Below are 18,871 nucleotides of genomic sequence, written 5' to 3'. Positions count from 1 at the left end.
CTGTCCAAAGGGAGCTTAAACTTCGATATTTCCATTGACTGTATCTGTTTGGTGGGAATGGATCATTCCTTTGACAATCGTATTGCCGATGATGAGCGTTTGCCTTGACGTATTGGTTTGAATGGCCGTTACTCTTGCTTCCGTATTGCTTCGAAGCGTGTTGTTGAGGATCGCCGAGTCCGACGATTGGTCAAGATAAATGAGGACAGCCGGCAAGGACGGCCTGCTGAGCGTTATCGTATTGCCGATAACCTCGTGTGTTCCGCGGGTGAGAAACACCGTGACGATCAGCGGTGAATCTTCAATATAGTTTCCGATAATTTTTGTATGCTGATTTGTCGAGCAGTATATTGGAAAGTTTCTGAAGCGTGTGATGGTGTTTTGTTGAATAACTGCCGAAGCTGTGTTTGTGACGGATACAGCATATGACTCCGGCACCGTTTGAAAGCCGTTCGGCGAAATAAAGTTTCCTTCTATTACAGCATTTCCTTGAGATATCCATATGCCTCTGGAAAATTGCTTAATGACGTTATGCTTGATTTGGACGTCGTTCCCTGTGCTCCTGACAGCAAGAACGACATTTGCAATATGATTGCCGGAACATGTTACATTGTCTGATTGCGTGATGCTGAAAGCGGTGCCGGACCTTTGTTCAGGTACGTCGTTTTCAATATAATTTCCTTCAATGAAGACTTGCGACGCTTGATAAGCAAGAATTCCGGCATTTACAAAATCACGGATTTTATTCCCCGTAGCAAAAACGCTTTTTCCGCGGATATCTATGCCTGTCGTAAAACCGGAAATCAAATTTCCCTTTATTACGGCATCGCTTCTTTCTTCCAAAGCCCCTACACCGAGGCCGTTAATTCCAGTGCTCTGCCCGGTGAATTCGGGATTTTTCTTGATGATATTGTTTGCAATCGTCGTCCCCGTTCCATAGCCGTATGAAATGGTACCGTCTGCAACATTGCCTTCGATGATGACAGAAGTACCGTTGAAGTTGGAAACGGCATGATTGACATTGCCTTTTAACACGTTGTTTCTGATGATGACATTGACGGGTTCTTCATAGACGATGCTTCCTTCACTATAGCCTTCTATATCAATGCCAAAGCAAGGAGCGGTTCCGTTTCCTGTTCCCGCATCTGCAATTTCGCATCCTTCTACAAGAACATTGTCGCACCCTGTGATGGACAAGTTATTTCTTCTGGAGCGCCTGATATCGCAATTGGTTACCTGAATACGCTCTGACGGTCTATACCCTTCTCCTCCGTTGCTGATAATGATTCCGTCTCCTGTAAAATCGGCTATTCTCACGTGTTCAATGACGACATTTGACGCCCCTTCGATGCAAATTCCGAATCCCCATTCATGGGTCGGCCTCGGGGCCGGTGTATATGTGTGTTCATCTCTTTCACCAATGATGCTGCCTCCGGATATTTTTATATCGGATGTTCCGCCTATATAAAAAGCAGCGTATCCCCATGAACTGTTCGGCTTTACCTTGATGACAGCCTCCGCGTCCATCAAAATTTCAATATTGCCGGGAACATTGATGCCGGCGCCGCGAAACGGAGCCCGCGGGTCGCCGTTTTTCGTCCCGTCAATCATGTACGTGCCGTTCGGTATCCATACCGTGTTGTATCCCATCGACTTTGTCCATGCCAAACATTCGTTGATCGCATTTGTGGAGTCTGTTTTGCCGTCGCCGACAGCGCCGAACTTTGTCGCGTCAACCACTGTCATTCTCATTTCATCAGGTTGCTGCTGCACGCTGTTTTCAGCCTCCTTTTGTAAAACGGTTTGCGTTATATATATGCCAATCTAGTAAAATCCGCTTGTACATAAATAGATAAAATTTTATTAAAAAATCTTTCAATCCAAATTTTCTCCCAAAATTTTTTTCTATCCGCTTGTAAAGCGCTTCACAACTTGTGGCATCATCGATCAAAAATTCAAATCGATTGAAGGTGTATTGACACGAACATTATATAAGAATATGATTTTTATAATAGACATAGAAAGAGAAGGAGTATTGCGAATGTCAAACCATCAAAAAGAAACTTTTCAAAACATTCCGCAAAAGGGGTTTTTTGGACATCCCCGCGGACTCTTCACCTTATTCTTCACTGAATTTTGGGAGCGCTTTTCATACTACGGCATGAGAGCCATCCTTATCTATTATTTGTATACAGAGGTGACAAAAGGCGGCCTCGGGTTTGATCAAACGACAGCGAACTCGATTATGGCCGTATATGGTTCCCTCGTCTATATGTCCGGCATTATCGGGGGCTGGATAGCGGACAGGCTCCTCGGAACTGCAAACACCGTGTTTTACGGCGGCGTGCTCATTATGTTCGGACACATTCTTTTGTCATTCCCGGGAAGCGTCCCCGCTTTCTTCATCAGCATGTTCTTGATCATCATTGGGACAGGCCTTTTAAAACCTAACGTATCAAGCGTTGTCGGCGATTTGTACAGCCCTGAAGACACCCGCCGCGATTCTGGTTTCAGCATCTTCTATATGGGAATCAACCTTGGCGGATTTCTCGCGCCGATTATCGTCGGCACAGTCGGTCAGACATACAACTACCATCTCGGCTTCAGCCTTGCTGCCATCGGCATGTTGTTCGGACTGCTGACCTATTTAGCGACGCGGAAGAAAAACCTCGGATCTGCCGGAAGAACGGTACCGAATCCGCTCACACCAGCTGAAAGGAAAATGGTGTTCGGACGGATCGGGATCGGTGTTTTGGTGATCGCTGCCATCTTTGGCTATTCCATCTTTATGGGCTGGATGACAATCAAGCTGTTTACGATGATCGTCAGCTGTCTCGGCATTTTGATCCCGCTGATTTATTTCATCGTCATGTTTAAAAGCTCCAAGACGACGAGTGATGAACGTTCCCGTCTCACAGCTTACATTCCGCTGTTTGTCGCATCGATGATGTTTTGGGCGATTCAGGAACAAGGCGCCAATATTTTAGCCACCTATGCAGATAAACGCACTCATTTGGAATTTTTAGGTGTCCAATTGCACTCTTCTTGGTTCCAGTCGCTGAATCCGTTGTTCATCGTTGTGCTTGCACCGGTTTTCGCATGGATTTGGATGAGGCTCGGAAACCGTCAGCCGTCAACGCCGACGAAGTTTTCACTCGGGTTGATTTTAGCCGGACTGTCATTTGTCGTCATGATTTTCCCTGCTTACATCAACGGCACTGAATCGCTTGCCAATCCAATGTGGCTTGTGCTCAGCTTCCTGATCGTCGTTCTCGGGGAATTGTGCTTGTCTCCAGTCGGGTTATCCGCAACGTCAAAGCTGGCTCCTGCTGCTTTCTCAGCGCAGACGATGAGTCTATGGTTCCTGTCAAACGCTTCTGCACAGGCCATCAACGCACAGATCGTCAGATTTTACAGCGTTGATACCGAGATCGCCTACTTCGGCATCATCGGCGGTGTATCCATCCTGCTCGGGATCATTTTGATGCTGCTGTCACCGAAAATTCAGAAATTTATGAAGGGTGTTAATTAAAAAGCAATAGGCTGATACTCCTTTTCTTCTGTTTTTTCGCAGGATATATACATTTCGATTTAATGAGAGATAGGGAATACCTGTTAAAGCAAAACCCCCGGAAAGAATTCCGGGGGTTTTCTCTGCGGCTTCGTATGCTAAATCTCACAGCCCCTTTAAACCACCGCTTTTTTAACAAAAGTTTACATTTCCTCAAATGATAGTTTTCATTGATTTGCTAGTATAAGTGTTATCAAAAGGAGGTTAATATATGAACTTTTACAAAACGCTCGCCTTATCAACTCTTGCGGCATCCTTATTGTCTCCCTCATGGAGCATTCTCCCCCGTGCCGAAGCTTCAGCTTATAAGGACTTCTCGGTGACTGCCGATGCAGAGACAGAGCCGGTGGATACCCCTGACGACGCGGCAGATGACCCGGCGATTTGGGTTCATCCGAAGCAGCCTGAAAAAAGCCGGCTGATCACAACAAATAAAAAATCTGGCTTGATCGTTTACGATTTAAACGGAAAACAGCTGGCAGCCTATCCGTTTGGCAAATTAAACAACGTCGATCTCCGCTACAATTTTCCGCTCGATGGCAAAAAAATTGATATTGCCGGGGCCTCAAACCGGTCAGACGGCAAAAACACGGTTGAAATATACGCCTTTGACGGCGAAAAAAACAAGCTGAAAAACATCGTCAATCCTCAAAAACCTATTCAAACCGATATTGAGGAGGTGTATGGTTTCAGCCTGTATCACAGCCAGAAAACCGGCAAGTTCTACGCCATGGTGACCGGAAAGAACGGAGAATTCGAGCAATACGAACTGTTTGACAACGGAAAAGGACAAGTCGAAGGCAAAAAGGTCCGCTCATTCAAAATGAGCTCTCAAACAGAAGGGCTTGCAGCAGATGATGAATACGGCAAAATGTACATCGCTGAAGAAGACGCTGCGATTTGGTCTTTCAGCGCCGAGCCAAACGGCGGAGATAAAGGAAAAATTGTCGATCGCGCAGGCGGACCGCATTTAACCGCTGATATTGAAGGGCTGACGATTTACTACGGAGAAGACGGCGAAGGATATTTGATCGCGTCCAGTCAGGGCGATAACCGTTATGCCATCTATGACCGGCGCGGGAAAAACGACTATGTCGCCGATTTTTCAATTGATGACGGTAAAGAAATCGACGGGACAAGCGATACCGATGGAATCGACGTCATCGGCTTCGGCCTCGGCAAAAAATATCCATACGGCATCTTTGTCGCCCAAGACGGCGAAAATACGGAAAATGGACAGCCAGCCAATCAGAACTTCAAAATTGTCTCCTGGGAAAAAATTGCTGACGCGCTGGACGACAAGCCTGATATCGATGATCAGGTCAATCCCCGAAAACTGAAAAAACGAGCCAAATAACGACGGATCCGCGGGAAATGCCCGCGGATTTTTCACATTCCTTTATGTTAAGATAACTATTAATGGAGGGATGGTATTGCGTTTAAATCTCTATGCCGTAGTGTTTATCATGTTGGCGGTTTTATCAAATGTGGTGTTTCTCTGCGTTTTTAATCAAGGTGTATTGGCGTACACTTCTGCTGTCATCTTCCTGCTTGCTGCTGCATATTGCACGAAGCGTCGGCCTGAAAAGTAAGGCTTCCTATGCCTTATGGCTTCTCCGTAAAATGCTCGTTCCGTAAGGCGGCAGTTTGAGCGCGCCTTTTTTCCGGGTTCCCTTTAAAACGTCCGTATTTGTTTCCTCCGGAAGCGAGACACTTCTGTTTTCCGCTGTAAAATTCATCACGAAAATATAATCGTGGCGGCCGTCTGTGCGGAGCTGGGCGGTGACGCCTTTCGGGAGCTCTGTATCGAGCACTTTGGCAATCCCGCACTCTTCAATGAGCCTGGATATAAACGCCTCTTGGAACGCCGCCTCATTCCTTGAAGCGATATAGTAGGCCTTCCCGTCTCCGAACAAATTGACCGTCAGCGCCGGCCGGCCCGCGTAAAAATCATCCTCGTACGCAGCGAGCGCTTCGGCCCCTTCTAAATGAATCAGATCGCAAAGCTCGCTGGCTTCATAGCTTCCGCTTAATCCGAGCCTGTTTTCTTCATCCATCACAATGGTATTTTTCTGTCCGTCATGAAGAGCATCGATCTCCTCAGACCAAATGCCGAGCGTTTTTCTTAAGCCTCCAGGAAACCCTCCCAGGAACGTAAGTTCATTCTCATCAACAATGCCCGACCAATAAGTGGCGACAAATGTCCCTCCGTTTTGAACAAACTGTTCAATCCTTTCAGCGGTGCCTTCTCGCAGCATGTAGAGCATCGGGGCGACCAAAAGCTTATAGCGGGAGAAATCGGCCTCCATATGAATCACATCAACCGGTACGCCTTCCCGCCAAAACGGTTCATAAAACGATTTGGCGGTCCGTTCATAATGCTTTCCGATATTGCGCGGACCTTGGGCATCTTCCAAAGCCCAGCGATTCTCCCAGTCAAATATAATCGCGGCCTCGGGTTCGACTGTCGTCCCTGCGACGTCTTCCAGCTTTTCGAGCTTCTCCCCGAGCTTTTTCACTTCCTGAAAAACGCGCGTATGCTCTGATCCTTCATGATCAACGACTGCTCCGTGAAATTTTTCGCTTGACCCGCGGCTTTTCCGCCATTGAAAATACTGAACGGTGTCCGATCCGTGAGCGACTGCCTGTAATGACGACAATTCATGCATACCGGGGCGCTTCAGCTTGCTGACATCCTGCCAGTTCGTCATGCTCGGCGTGCTTTCCATCAGCATGAACGGCCGGCCGCCTTTAAGAGAGCGATTGATGTCATGAACAAAAGCAATATCGGCTCCAAGCCGGCTGTCTTCCTGCCGGCTGTTGTGCCATGCCGGATAAGAATCCCACGAGATGACATCAAGCAAATCGGCAAACTTCCAATAATTCAATCCGGCATACGTTCCCATAAAATTCGTCGTCACAGGCAGATCAGGGTTAAACGAACGGACGTGGGCGATTTCATGCCGGCAAAAATCAACCGTTTGATCCGTGACAAAACGCTTCCAGTCCAAATTCAGACCGTGAACGGCATCCTCGCCGTGCGGAGCCGGCGACTCGATCTCGTCCCAATCTGTATAGGTATGGCTCCAAAACGATGTCCACCATGCATCATTAAGGCGGTCCAGCGTTTTGAATTTCGCCAGCAGCCACTCTCTGAACTTGTCTTGGCAAAGTTCACAATGGCATTCTCCGCCGTATTCATTAGAAATGTGCCAGCCGATGACGGCCGGGTGATGCGCATAGCGCTCCGCGAGCTTTCCGTTTATGATCGCCGTTTTCCGGCGGTAGACAGGCGACGTATAGCAGTGATTGTGCCGCTTTCCGTGAAGGTTTCTGACCCTGTTGCGCTCCGTTCTCAGCACCTCTGGATACTTTTTGGACATCCAAGCCGGTCTGGCACCGCTCGGTGTAGCCAAAAACGCATAAATTCCGTTTTCCTTGAAAGTATCAAGAACCTGATCGAACCAGTCAAATGTAAATCTTCCTTCTTCAGGCTCGAGCGAAACCCAGGAGAAAATGCCGACAGACATCACATTGCAGCGGGACAGTTTCATCAGGCGGATATCTTCTTTTAATACGTCCGGATATTTAAGCCATTGATCCGGGTTGTAATCGGCTCCATGCAATAGTCGGGGAACTTTCCGGCTGATCGGGGGATACGGTTTAACCATCCTACAGTTTCATCCTTTCTTCCTCGTTTTCATATGACGCGGAGACGGACATGACACTAAAAACGCTTTCAAAAACAGGTTGTTAGATTATATACTCTGTTTTCTTCCCTCTTTCCTGCCAAGGTGGATGAATTTTCCTGTACGATTGAATTTCTCTTTCTTTATTTGTAAAATATATTCTATCATTAACATTTTTAACTTTATTTCCATACACTTGACTAAATCAACTAATTTATTATAATTGATTAAAGCAACGATTTACAGGGAGAGAGGTTTTGAGATGGCGGAAATCAATCATTCTACAACATTAAAATTCAGAAAGTTCAATCGATTCTATACAAATGTGCTCGGTTTTCTGAATGAACATATTTATGACAGCCCTTTTTCATTGACGGAAACCCGGATATTATTTGAAATTCACAATACGGCCGATTGTACAGCCAAACTGATTCAAGATACGCTCGGCCTGGACCGGGGCTATGTCAGCCGGATCCTGAAGCGGTTTGAAAAAGAAAATATGGTCTATAAAAAGAGAAGCGAGGAGGACAGCCGCAACCACTATATCTACTTAACCAGCTTCGGTGAATCCATTTATAAAAAGCTGGAGGCCAAAGCCAATCAACAAATCGAAAACATGCTGAAGCATATCGACGGCCGCCATCAGGAAAAGCTGACGGAGGCAATGAATACAATTGAATGCATATTGTCGGAACACCTGCCTCCCGAAAAATCGGCCGTTTCTATAAGAGATTACTATATATCGGACGATATCAAACTGATGATCGAAAAACAGCGTGCCTTCTACGCGGAGACACACGGCTGGGACGATTCATTTTTGGATTACCTTCACGAAACATTCGACGCCGAGATCGAAAAAATCTGGATCGCAGAGAGCGCCGGAAGATTCGCGGGATGTGTCGGGCTCGTCAAACACCCCGGCAGGACCGTGCAGCTCAGATGGTTTCTGGTCGACGCCGCTTTTCGGCACCAGGGAGTCGGCACACGCCTCTTGGAGCATCTCATCGATTATTGCAAAGAAAATCAGTATGAGCGGATTTTTTTATGGACGGTAAGCACGATGGCCGAAGCACGGCCTTTGTATGAAAAATTCGGATTCAGACTGACGGAAGTGAAAGACGAGACTTTATTATGGGGGCAGCGGCTCCGGGAAGAACGCTGGGATGCCGAGTTAGGCTGACGAAATGGAGGATCTATGAAACGGAAAATACACTACGCCTGGATTATCGTTTTTGTGACGTTTTTGACGCTTTTGGCCGTTCAAGGAGTGCGCCTTTCTTTCGGAGCCTTTATTCAGCCTTGGGAAGAGGAATTTTCAATGGACAGGGGCACGATTTCGCTTATTTCCATGCTGAGCTTCATTGTATATGGCGTGTCCCAGCCGGTGATCGGCAGGCTTGTCGACCGCTTCGGACCGCGGATCATTTTATCCCTCAGCACGCTTCTGGTCGGCTTGAGCATCTTTTTTACATATCTCGTGACTTCTCCGTGGCAGCTGTTTATTTTGTATGGCATCATCGTTTCTCTCGGCGTCGGCGGTGCGTCGAATGTCGCGTCGACCGTGATCGTGACCAATTGGTTCAATGAGAAGCGCGGGCTTGCATTCGGCATCATGGAAGCGGGATTCGGTGCGGGACAGATGCTGCTTGTCCCTGGATCGCTCATGATGATCCACTGGTTTAACTGGAAAGTGACCGTCATTGTTCTGGGATTGTTTTTAGCCGTTATTGTATTTCCGATCGTCATCTTGTTATTGCGGAACCATCCTTCGGAAAAGAATGTACAGCCGATCGGCGGCGCTCAGGGCGGCGAGATAAAAGAAGAGCCGGACGCCCAGCCGAAAAAGATTCCATACAAAGCCGTTTTTCTCAAAAGAACGTTTTGGTTCCTCGTCTTGCCGTTTTTCATTTGCGGATTTACAACAACGGGGTTAATGGATACCCATCTTATCCCTTTTTCGCATGACCACGGGTTTTCGACCGAAGTAACAAGCGCCGCTGTCAGCCTGCTGGCCGGGTTTAACATCATCGGCATTTTGATTTCCGGCGTCGTCGCTGACCGCTGGAGCAGCCGGAAAATTTTGTGCTTTTTATATGCCGTAAGGGCGCTGTCGCTTGTCATTCTGTTGTCGAGCCACAACTCGATGCTCCTGCTTTGCTTCGCGGTTTTGTTCGGTTTGGTCGACTTTGCGACCGTCGCCCCGACGCAAATGCTGGCAACCCAGTATTTCAGGCAGTATTCCGTCGGGTTCATTCTCGGCTGGCTATTCCTCAGCCACCAGATCGGTTCGGCGCTCGGGGCTTATTTGCCGGGCGTCTGGTACAGCCAAACAGGCAACTATAACCTGTCTTTCTACCTTTCAATCGTTATTTTGGCGGTAGCAAGCATTTTGAACATCCTGCTGCCGGAACCTAAAAAAATAAATCCAACACTGAATCAGGAAGGGCGTTCCGTCCAGCAATAATGAAAAAACCTGTTTTTGAAGTTCAAAAACAGGTTTTTCTTATGAATTAAGAAGTTTTATTCTTATTGTAAATATCAAATGCAACGGCAATCAGAAGGACGAGGCCTTTTATCGCCTGCTGCCAGTCGATGCCCAGGCCGAGCAGCGACATACCGTTGTTCATGACTCCCATGACAAGACCGCCGATGATGGCCCCGCCGATCGTGCCGATACCGCCGTAAGCCGAAGCCCCGCCGATGAAGCAGGCCGCAATGGCGTCAAGTTCAAACAGGTTTCCTGCTTTCGGAGTGGCCGCGTTTAGACGGGCGGCAAAAATCAAGCCTGAAAGGGCTGCTAAGACGCCCATATTGACGAAGACCATAAAGGTGAGCCGTTTTGTTTTGATTCCTGAAAGCTCGGCTGCTTTTTCATTGCCGCCGATCGCGTAGATTCTCCGCCCGATGACGGTTTTTTTCATAACGAATGTATACCCGGCGATTAAGACGAACAATGTGATCAAAATGAGAGGTATACCTTCATAAGTCGCGAGAATGTAGGTAAAAAGGTTGATAATGGCGATGATAAAAAACACCTTAACTGTAAACAGACCTTTTCCCTGCAAGTCAAATTGGAATTTCTTCTGCATGTTTCTCTGCTGAAGCTGATATACGAGATAAAGAATCGACACACCCGCTCCGGCGACAATCGTCGTCAAATGGAACGTGCCTCCGTTCAGCCAGTCCGGAATAAAACCGGACGCCATTTTTTGGAAGGACACAGGAAACGGAGCGATCGATTTCCCCTCCAGCACGATCATCGTGAGCCCTCTGAACAAAAGCATTCCCGCCAGCGTCACGATGAAGGCCGGAATCTTGACATAAGCGATCCAAAAACCCTGCCAGGCGCCGATTGCCGCTCCCAGAAGCAACGACAGGACGACCGCCGCAAACAGCGGCATATCGTTTTCAATGATCATCATCGCGGAGACGGCGCCGACAAAAGCGGCGACTGAACCGACTGATAGATCAATGTGTCCCGTGATGATGACGAGCATCATCCCAATCGCTAAAATGAGAATGTAGCTGTTTTGCAAAATCAGGTTCGTAATGTTCAGCGGTCTCAGCAAAATTCCGTCTGTCAATATTTGAAACAGCAGCATAATAAACACGAGCGCAATGACCATGCTGTATTTCCGGATATTCTGCTTATACATATCGCGAAACAGCTGAAAGTAGCCGGGCTGAGCGCGGTCTTTATCCGTTTGCACCGGTGTCTGCATACGCTTCTCCCCCTCTCTTCATGCGGATGGTCATATATTTCATCAGCTTCTCCTGATCGGCTTCTTCTTTGGAAAATTCGGCGGTGATTTCCCCCTCACACATCGTATAGATTCTGTCGCACATCCCCAGCAGCTCGGGAAGCTCCGAAGAGATCATGATAACCGCTTTACCCGCTTCGGCAAGCTGATTGATGACGCCGTAGATTTCGTATTTGGCGCCGACATCGATGCCGCGCGTCGGTTCATCCAGGATTAAAACGTCAGGCTCCGCGAAAATCCACTTGCTCAGCATGACCTTCTGCTGGTTGCCTCCGCTTAAATTTCCGGTCCGCTGGCTGATATCGGGCGTCTTGATGTTTAATTTCCGGCGAAAATCCTCCGCTTCATGTTGTTCGCGCCGCTCGTCCATCACCAATCGGCTCGACACCTTATCCAGTTTCGACAGCGTAATGTTTTCTTTAATGCTGTCCTTCAGAATCAAACCGTTTCCTTTCCTGTCCTCCGTCACATAGACGATGCCGTTTTTAATGGCATCTTCAGGGTGGTTGATGTAAAGCTCCCGCCCGTCTTTTTCGATTGTGCCGGAAATGTTTTTCCCATATGATCTTCCAAAAATGCTCATCGCCAGCTCCGTCCTTCCGGAGCCCATCAGTCCGGCAATTCCTGCGATCTCGCCTCTTTTCACGGAAAACGCCGCCATGTTTACCACTTTGCGGTCCTGTTGAAGAGGATGGTGAACTGTCCAATCCTTCACTTCAAAGATGACGTCGCCGATCTCGGCGCTTCTGTCAGGGTAGCGGTTTTGCAGCTCCCTGCCGACCATGCCTCTGATGATCCGGTTTTCAGTCAATTGCCCGCTTTGAACATCAAGCGTTTCGATCGTCTGTCCGTCCCGGAGCACGGTAATCGAATCTGCGACTTTCGTAACTTCATTTAATTTATGGGAAATCATAATCGAAGAGATTCCCTGTTTTTTCAGTTCGAGCAAGAGCTGCAGCAGATTCTCGCTGTCAGCTTCATTTAAAGCCGCCGTCGGTTCATCCAAAATCAAGAGCTGCACTTTTTTTGCCAAAGCTTTGGCGATTTCAACAAGCTGCTGCTTTCCGACGCCGATTTGGGAAACAAGCGTATCCGGAGATTCTTGAAGCCCGACTTTTTTCATTAATTCGAGCGTTTCCAGCTTTGTCTTTCGCCAATTGATGACGCCGCGGCTGGCCTGTTCATTGCCCAAAAAAAGATTTTCCGCAATGGAAAGCTGGGGGACGAGCGCCAGCTCCTGGTGGATGATGACGATCCCCGCTTCCTCGCTTTGCTTAATATTTTTGAATTGGCATACTTCCCCTTTATATAAAATGTCGCCCGTATACGCACCGTACGGATAGACGCCGCTCAGCACCTTCATCAAAGTCGACTTGCCCGCCCCGTTTTCCCCGCAGAGGGCATGGATTTCGCCCGCTTTAACGCGAAGGTGGACATTGTCGAGCGCTTTGACGCCGGGAAACTCCTTCGTGATGCCTCTCATCTCTAAAATGCAATCGGACATCGGATCACTTCCCTAATTCCGATTCTTTATAGTAACCGCCGTCAACGAGCACTTTTTTGTAGTTCTCTTTGTCGACGACGACCGGTTCAAGCAGGTATGATGGAACGACCTTCTCTCCGTTGTCATACGTCTTTGTGTCATTGACTTCCGCTTTTTCGCCTTTTAAGACGGATGACGCCATCTCAACGGCTTTTTTCGCCAGCTCTCTCGTATCTTTGAAAATGGTTGAGGTCTGCTCCCCTTTAATGATCGAATTCACGGAAGCAAGCTCTGCATCCTGTCCCGTAATAACCGGCAGCGGCTTCTTGTCCGAGCCGTAGCCCGCACCTTTTAAGGATGAAATGATTCCGATGCTGATTCCGTCATACGGTGAAAGCACCGCATCAAGCTTCGCCTTTGTATAATGCGCACTCAGCAAATTGTCCATCCGGGATTGTGCGGTTGCGCCGTCCCACCTGAGCGTCGCCCCTTGCTCAAATGAAGTCTGGCCGCTCAACACCTTTAATTTGCCCGAATCGATATAAGGCTTCAAAACAGACATGGCGCCGTCAAAAAAGAAATGCGCGTTGTTGTCGTCGGGCGATCCCGCGAACAATTCGATGTTGAACGGCCCTTTTTTGTCTTTTAAGCCAAGCTTTTCTTCAATATATTTCCCTTGAAGTTCCCCGACTTTATGATTGTCAAATGTCGCATAATAGTCGACATGTTTGCTGTTCATGAGCAGCCGGTCATAAGAAATGACTTTAATATCCTGCTTGTTTGCTTTCTCTAGGACGTCGGTCAGCGCTTCTCCGTCAATCGAAGCAATGACAAGCACATTGACGCCCTTTGTAATCATATTTTCGATTTGTGAAACTTGGTTTTCAACGACATCTTCCGCATACTGCAGATCCGTTTTATAACCGAGCTTTTCAAACTCTTTCACCATGTATTTCCCGTCATACACCCAGCGTTCCGATGACTTTGTCGGCATTGAGATTCCGACGTAGCCTTTGTCTCCCCCTCCGCTTGCCTGATTCCCCGAACAAGCGGTAACGATGAGACAGAAAAGCATTGCAGTGATCAACAGCCAGCATTTTTTCATGCTTGGTATCCCCCTTTTTGATTTCTCCCATCATGAATCATGCCAACTGTACCATGTCTTTCGAATGTCCGTCTTTTGAATTAATTAACTATTTTTATAAAAATCAGACTTTTTTGAAGCGCTTACATTACAATTTTCCTCCTGTTCTTTCAATTCCCGACATGCGGCGGTACTGATTGGGGGATACACCCATCGTCTTTTTAAATACAGTGCTGAAATAGTGCTGTGTATCATAGCCCGTTTGTTCGGCAATGTCATGAATTGAAAGAGGGGTTGTCTCTAACAGGTGAACCGCTTGATCCATGCGCATCTCCGTCAAAAGCTGAACAAATGTCACGCCGAGCTCCTTCTTCATCATTCTGCTCAAATAGACGGACGAGACTTGAAGCGCATCCGCCATCTGTTTTAAAGAAAACTCCCTTTCAGTGAAATGCTTTTGCATATACTCCTTGGCCCTTATGACAACCGGCGAGATATTGAATGCTTTCGACACTTGCTGCCTGCAGTGCTGATAGCATTGCGGGGCTGAGCGGCCGTTTTCAGCAAGCTTCGCAAAACAGACGGCTGCGCTTGCCTGCAATTCGGCTTTGATCATCTCTGCAAGCGCCCGCTGTTCGGCTTCCGTAACAGAACGCCACAGACAGGCGGCGATCAGGCGGTCTCCGTCGAAAAATACGGCTTTATCTCGCTCGTTAATAAAAAAACGTTCTACTTTTTCTTTCAGATTGTCGGCTTCAGACGGTTTGTTCCATACATGTCCAGCCGCGATGACGCCGAGCGTTTCAGGATTGCGCGCCGGCAGACGGAGGCATTCGAGCTGCCGGTAAACGTCTTCTTCGTCTGCCCGGTTTTCGATCCAGCTTCTGAAAACATGCTCCTTCAGAAGGCCGAGGTTTTGTTGAATATGCTGCTCAGCAAGCTTTTGCTCGCTCAGCTTCTTTTTCTCAGCTGCAAGCGACACGCTGATCTTTTTGAGCACTTGTTCCAGATGAGCGGGATCGACCGGCTTTAACAAATAATCATCAACATTCAGCCGGATCGCTTCTTGCGCGTATGCAAACTGATCGTAGCCCGTCACGATGACAAAGCGGCACTGGGGCAAGGCGCCGCGGAGCTTTTTCATCAAGGCAATTCCGTTTACGATCGGCATATTCAAGTCGACAATCAATAAGTCGATACCGTGTTTGAGAGCGAGCTCAAAAGCCTCCTCGCCATTCTCCGCTTCAGCCGACACCGACATTTGATAGCGCTCCCAAGAGACGGCATCCCGTATTCCTTCCCGAATCCACGGTTCATCATCGGCAATCAGTACGCGCCAACATTCACTCAAGGCTTGTTCCCCCTTTTGCTAAAATTGGTAGCCGTATCGTGACGGCGGTTCCGGCTCCTTTCCGACTTTCAACCGTTATACCGTACGGCTCGCCAAATGTAAGAGCGATCCGTTCATGGACGTTGATCATGCCGTAGCCCGCTGTATCGTCCCTGTGTTTGAATTGATCCGTTATTTGCTTTAGCGTCTCTTCATCCATTCCGGCTCCATCATCCTCGATTTTGATGATTAGCGAGCCATCCTCCTCCATGCCTTTGATCGCAATATGCCCCGGCCCCTTTTTTTCTTTAATTCCGTGATAGATCGCATTTTCGACGATAGGCTGAAGAACGAGCTTCAAAATCAGGCGGTCATCACAAAGCCCGGTCATTTCGATTGAGTAGTTTAATTTATCGCGGTATCTCGCTTTTTGGATTTTCAAATAGTTTTCAACATGTTCAAATTCATCAGACAGCGGGATGATATCTTTCCCTTTGCTCAAGGAAATGCGGAACAGCTTGGATAAAGCCTGCACGAGATCGCTGACCTCTTCCGCTCCTTTTTTCCTTGCCATCCAATTGATTGTATCCAGCGTATTGTAGAGAAAGTGAGGGTTGATCTGCGCCTGCAGCGCTCTTAATTCGGCTTCTCTTTTTTGGCGCTCCTGTCTTTCTGTAACGGACATCAGCTCGCGGATTCTGAACATCAGGCGATTGAAGCTTTTTCCCAAAAGGCCGATTTCATCTTCCCTTTCCTCCTGATACAATGTTGAAAAATTCCCGCTTTCCGCCGTTTTCATGACAGCATTCAGCTTCAAAATCGGCCGCGACATGGAATGGGACAAATAATAGGAAGCTGACATTCCGAGAAACGCCGCCGTCAATAAAAACAAAAGCACATACAAGTGGATTTCCTTCACTTCGAAAACCGGTTCACCCGCTTTAAAAACGCCGACCGTCGTCCAGTTCGTAAAGGAAGACGTCTCATAAATGAACTGATATTCCTCTCCCTTGATCCGCTTCGAAAAATATCCAGAACGTTCTTGACGGAACCACTTTTTCGGCAGAAATAGATTCGAAGTCTCCGGCGAATAAATATTGCCGCCATTTTCATCCATGATCATCAAATAACCCGTTTTCCCCAAGCGGATATTTTTTGTCGCTTCTGCGAGGACGCGCAGCTTCAAATCGATGAGTACAACGCCTTTCACATGCTGTGTTTCAGGATCGATAACAGCTCTGACGGCGGAAACGACCTCATCTTCCCTATAGTGCACATGGCTTCTGATATTCCGGTTGACAGGCTTCCCGATCATCTTGAAAATCCCTTCATTGTCGAGAGCCGCCTGATACCATGGTTCTTTTGTCAAATCTGTCGGCGTGCGTTCATACATCTCATTGCTGATCATCTCACCCTTATCATTGACAACGAGAATACCCGCTGCTTCGGAATATAAAGAAGTCAGGCCCTGCAAAAACGTCCTTCGCTTATAATCCGCCTCTCCATCCTCCTTTTTATGACTAAAAAACGCTTCCATTTCTTCATTCATTGATATTAAATATGTCAGGTTCTGCATGTGGCTGACATACACTTCAGCCGTCTTGTTCACTTCGCCGATCAGCTGCAGTGTTTGGTCGATCACCTGTTTTTCAATAATATTTTCAACGGCCCATCCCGATAAAATGCCCAGGCCGATCGTCGGCAGCATGCTGATTAACAAGAGAAGGCTGATCAGCTTATGACGGATCGGCGCATTATTGATCAAACGTTTAATCATTCGCATAATAGGCTGCCACATTTTCTTTCGTTATGATGGTAATGCCTGTGTCGATTGCGGCCGGAAGCGGGCGTTCATGCTTCAGATGGTGATTTGAGAAAAACAGCATGTGCAGCGACCAATAGCCCATTTGCCATGTGTCCTGGCTCATTGTCGCGGAAATCGATCCGTTTTTGATGCCGTCCAGCGTTTTCTTGTCTTTATCAAAGCCGATGATACATACTTCCCCTTCAAGTCCCGCCTCCTTCACAGCACGGGCCACGCCGCTCGCTCCATTGGCTTCAGTCGTGAAAATTCCTTTGATGGACGGATTTTCCTCCAAAATCTTCGCCGCTTCTTTTTTCGACGTCAGCTCATCCCCTTTTCCGTCCAAAACCGCGGCAACCTTCATGTTCGGGTATTTTTGCTTGATCGTTTGTTCAAAGCCCTTCGTCCTTTCCTGATGATTGTACTGCTGCGGCTGGGTAATGACCGCGGTTTCTCCCTTTCCATTCAAAAATTCGGCCATTCGCCTTGCGGCCACAGCACCCGCTTCCATATTATTTGTGCCGATATATGTAGAAGCTTTGCTGAGCGGGGCGTCTGAATCAAATAAAACGATCGGAATACCCTGCTCGTGCGCCTTGTCGATGACAGGGTTTAAAGCTTTTGGGTTTATTGCCGAAACAGCGATTCCCGCCGGTTTTTTTGCAATCACCTGCTCGAGGACGGTCGTTTGCTCATGGACATCATAATGGGCCGCCCCCCGATACTCGACAGAGACGTTGAAAAGCTGCGCGGCATCCTCAAAGCCTTTCAGACCGCTCTTCCAATATTCGATTCCCGATTGAAACGTGACCATCACGTATTTTTCGGACAGACTGCCTGCGGCCGCAGGCCTCCTGCTTTCTTCTGCAGAACCGGCTTTATCGCCCCGGGAGTAGTCGTAGACATACAGAAAAAACAAACAGAGCATCACGGCATAAACAACTAACAGCTTCTTCATCTTCATCCCCCTGTTGGTCGAGGACAAGACAGCGTTTACAATCTATAAATATATATTTAGCCGCATTTTTTTCTAAGAACCCAGCTGAGCATCCTGACAGAAATTCCGCCCGTCCTCCTTTATTCATCACAAACAGACAATTCCCCCTTGTTCTTATGAAATATCTAATCTATTTGACATTCTGTTCGAAAAACCCTGTTTAGGGTTGGCAAGATCGCCTCTTTCTTAAAATTACCTTAAAGTTTGTGAAACAAAAAATAAACACACCAAAAATCCAAAACTTAAGAACTATGTCTTTTGACCTTGCAGGAAAATGGAGAAATGTGCAAAATCGCAGTCATAATAAGGAATCCCCTGCTCCACCGCTCAACTAGATTCTTTGTTCACGGTACATTTTTCCCATTCAACTCATTTATACCATGTTGTAACATTAATAAGGTCCTTTAATGAACGGAACCCAACAGGTCATTTGAATCAAATTTTCCGGGAGGTGGCAGTAACATGATCTGGGAAAAAACAGTTTTATACGGGCTGCAAGGTACACTTCTCATCAAAAAACAACAGCTCGAACAACTGAAAAATTGCCAAACTGAATTAGAAGCAGATAAAAAGGAATTTGACGATTCAAAAGACAGTATCAAAAAGCCCGAACTGTCGCCGACGACATGGCAGGGCAGCCTGGCTGATTCTTTTAAAAACGTCAGAAGCGACATGAAAACGGCATATAATGATATTTGCGGAAAGCAGCTAAATGAAGTGTTTAAACAATTAAAGGAGAAAATCTCTTCTTTAAATGATGATATTGATTCGCTAGGTAAGGATATCAGCTCATTAAAAACGAAAATCGAAAAACTGGAAAAAGAAGAAAGAGAAGCCCGCCGCTAAAGGAGTGATTACGATGGGTCAAGAAATCAAAGTCAAAACGGGCGAAGTCAAACAGGCGCTCTCAAAACTGAAGCATTCAGCCCAAGCCGTGAAGCCGAACGTGCAGACAGATATCAGCGGCAAAAACAACCTTGACGTCGTCAAAAAAATCGAAAGCATGAACAAAGATTTGAAAAGCCTGACAAAAGCATACGCATCGGCTCTCGCTAAACAAATTGCGCAAACCGAGCAGGCTGTCAACGCCATAAAAGACGCCGACAAAAAGCTGTCGTCATCGATCAAAGCCAAGTAGAAGGAAGGGACTAC

14 protein-coding genes are annotated in these 18,871 nt (G+C 47.3%); 6 read left to right on the top strand and 8 right to left on the bottom strand.

Annotated elements, in window-relative coordinates:
* Positions 1-15: 15 nt before the first annotated feature.
* Entirely contained in the window at positions 16-1,752 is a 1,737-nt protein-coding gene (locus tag TRNA_RS23730) for a right-handed parallel beta-helix repeat-containing protein (RefSeq protein WP_025805989.1), read from the bottom strand.
* 289 nt (positions 1,753-2,041) lie between these two features.
* On the opposite strand from TRNA_RS23730, the gene TRNA_RS23725 reads away from it, so the two are divergent.
* Together TRNA_RS23725 and TRNA_RS23720 are read left to right on the top strand one after the other, a co-directional pair.
* On the top strand, positions 2,042-3,532 hold the full coding sequence (locus TRNA_RS23725; protein ID WP_003178909.1) for a peptide MFS transporter: 1,491 nt from the start codon (positions 2,042-2,044) through the stop codon (positions 3,530-3,532).
* A 250-nt stretch (positions 3,533-3,782) separates the two neighbouring features.
* A complete protein-coding gene (locus tag TRNA_RS23720; RefSeq protein WP_011197542.1) occupies positions 3,783-4,928 on the top strand; it encodes a phytase in 1,146 nt (381 codons plus the stop codon).
* A 241-nt stretch (positions 4,929-5,169) separates the two neighbouring features.
* On the opposite strand, the gene TRNA_RS23715 is transcribed toward TRNA_RS23720, so the two are convergent.
* On the bottom strand, positions 5,170-7,242 hold the full coding sequence (locus TRNA_RS23715; RefSeq protein WP_011197541.1) for a beta-galactosidase: 2,073 nt from the start codon (positions 7,240-7,242) through the stop codon (positions 5,170-5,172).
* Between the two features lie 280 nt (positions 7,243-7,522).
* On the opposite strand from TRNA_RS23715, the gene TRNA_RS23710 reads away from it, so the two are divergent.
* Both TRNA_RS23710 and TRNA_RS23705 read left to right on the top strand, forming a co-directional pair.
* The gene (locus TRNA_RS23710; protein ID WP_009330195.1) at positions 7,523-8,440 is read left to right on the top strand and encodes a bifunctional helix-turn-helix transcriptional regulator/GNAT family N-acetyltransferase; all 918 of its coding nucleotides are present in this window, start codon (positions 7,523-7,525) and stop codon (positions 8,438-8,440) included.
* A gap of 15 nt (positions 8,441-8,455) precedes the next feature.
* Positions 8,456-9,724, top strand: coding sequence for an MFS transporter (locus TRNA_RS23705; protein ID WP_011197540.1), 1,269 nt, complete (start codon positions 8,456-8,458; stop codon positions 9,722-9,724).
* Between the two features lie 46 nt (positions 9,725-9,770).
* Here TRNA_RS23705 and mmsB read toward each other — a convergent pair whose 3' ends face one another.
* The 6 genes from mmsB to TRNA_RS23675 form a co-directional block, all read right to left on the bottom strand.
* Positions 9,771-10,982, bottom strand: a complete 1,212-nt coding sequence (gene mmsB, locus TRNA_RS23700; protein WP_003178900.1) for a multiple monosaccharide ABC transporter permease — start codon at positions 10,980-10,982, stop codon at positions 9,771-9,773.
* Positions 10,957-12,525 (bottom strand): multiple monosaccharide ABC transporter ATP-binding protein, encoded by a 1,569-nt coding sequence (gene mmsA, locus TRNA_RS23695; protein ID WP_003178898.1) that lies wholly within the window; start codon positions 12,523-12,525, stop codon positions 10,957-10,959. Before mmsA ends, mmsB begins: the two co-directional genes overlap by 26 nt.
* Before the next feature lie 4 nt (positions 12,526-12,529).
* Positions 12,530-13,609: a multiple monosaccharide ABC transporter substrate-binding protein gene (chvE, locus tag TRNA_RS23690; RefSeq protein ID WP_003178897.1), complete on the bottom strand. Its 1,080-nt coding sequence runs from the start codon at positions 13,607-13,609 to the stop codon at positions 12,530-12,532.
* A gap of 127 nt (positions 13,610-13,736) precedes the next feature.
* Entirely contained in the window at positions 13,737-14,939 is a 1,203-nt protein-coding gene (locus TRNA_RS23685) for a response regulator transcription factor (protein WP_003178896.1), read from the bottom strand.
* Complete coding sequence (locus tag TRNA_RS23680) at positions 14,932-16,695, bottom strand: cache domain-containing sensor histidine kinase (RefSeq protein ID WP_003178895.1); 1,764 nt, start codon at positions 16,693-16,695, stop codon at positions 14,932-14,934. The genes TRNA_RS23685 and TRNA_RS23680 overlap by 8 nt, the downstream gene beginning before the upstream one ends.
* Positions 16,688-17,680 carry a substrate-binding domain-containing protein gene (locus TRNA_RS23675; RefSeq protein ID WP_003178894.1) on the bottom strand — a complete coding sequence of 331 codons (993 nt, stop codon included), beginning with the start codon at positions 17,678-17,680 and terminating at the stop codon, positions 16,688-16,690. Before TRNA_RS23675 ends, TRNA_RS23680 begins: the two co-directional genes overlap by 8 nt.
* Positions 17,681-18,181: 501 nt before the next feature.
* Between TRNA_RS23675 and TRNA_RS23670 the strand changes: the two genes are divergently transcribed.
* Both TRNA_RS23670 and TRNA_RS23665 read left to right on the top strand, forming a co-directional pair.
* Positions 18,182-18,565 carry a YwqH-like family protein gene (locus TRNA_RS23670; RefSeq protein WP_003178893.1) on the top strand — a complete coding sequence of 128 codons (384 nt, stop codon included), beginning with the start codon at positions 18,182-18,184 and terminating at the stop codon, positions 18,563-18,565.
* Between the two features lie 13 nt (positions 18,566-18,578).
* Entirely contained in the window at positions 18,579-18,857 is a 279-nt protein-coding gene (locus TRNA_RS23665) for a YwqI/YxiC family protein (RefSeq protein ID WP_003178892.1), read from the top strand.
* Positions 18,858-18,871: the final 14 nt, after the last annotated feature.

This window comes from Bacillus licheniformis DSM 13 = ATCC 14580 (assembly GCF_000011645.1).
Lineage (GTDB): Bacteria > Bacillota > Bacilli > Bacillales > Bacillaceae > Bacillus > Bacillus licheniformis.
This window is presented reverse-complemented; position numbering and strand designations above follow the sequence as displayed.